Here is a 690-nt window from a genome sequence, read left to right as displayed (position 1 = left end):
GCTGAGTACGACACCATAAAACAAGTGAAAGAAAACCTAGCAATTCCGGTGTTTGCTAATGGGGATATTACTTCTCCAGAGAAAGCGAAAGCTGTTCTCGACTACACCGGCGCAGACGGACTTTTAATAGGACGAGCCGCTCAAGGAAAACCTTGGATATTTGAGGAAATAGAGCACTTTTTAAAAACAGGGAAGCATCTTCCGCAGCGAGAGCTTTTGGAGCAACAGGATATTATGTTGCGCCATGTAAGTGCATTGCATTGTTTTTATGGCGACATTATGGGCGTGCGAATTGCCCGAAAACATGTCGCTTGGTATTTTCAAACTCGGATAGATGGTAAAGCGTTCAGAAAGACTTTTAACACTATTGAATCAACACAAGATCAACTTAACGCGATAAGCGAGTATTTTAAGCGATCGAACAACCAAGGAGATGAAGCTGCATGAGTTCTGAGATGCTAGCCGACAACCAAGACATCCAACCATCACAAAACGCCCCATTGCTTGATGGCGGCACAACATTACGTGATGAGGTAGAAAAAGCGCTGAGCAACTATTTTGCTCAACTAGACGGCGCGCCTGTTACAGACGTCTACCAACTCGTACTTTCAGAAGTAGAAGCTCCTCTTCTAGAGCAAGTATTGAAATATACGCGCAACAACCAAACCAAAGCCTCTGTGCTTCTGGGTC

At 44.5% G+C, this 690-nt stretch carries 2 protein-coding genes; both read left to right on the top strand.

From position 1 onward, the window contains the following. Positions 1–447: tRNA-dihydrouridine synthase (locus tag A3762_RS17565; protein ID WP_197469356.1), on the top strand; the 447-nt coding region annotated here is incomplete at its 5' end. A gap of 8 nt (positions 448–455) precedes the next feature. Then, positions 456–690 (top strand): helix-turn-helix domain-containing protein (locus A3762_RS17560; protein WP_369820694.1); only part of this gene is annotated, 235 nt, incomplete at its 3' end.

Source organism: Oleiphilus sp. HI0125 (assembly GCF_001635355.1).
Note: the sequence above shows the minus strand (reverse complement) of the source record. Positions and strands in the feature narration are given on the sequence as shown.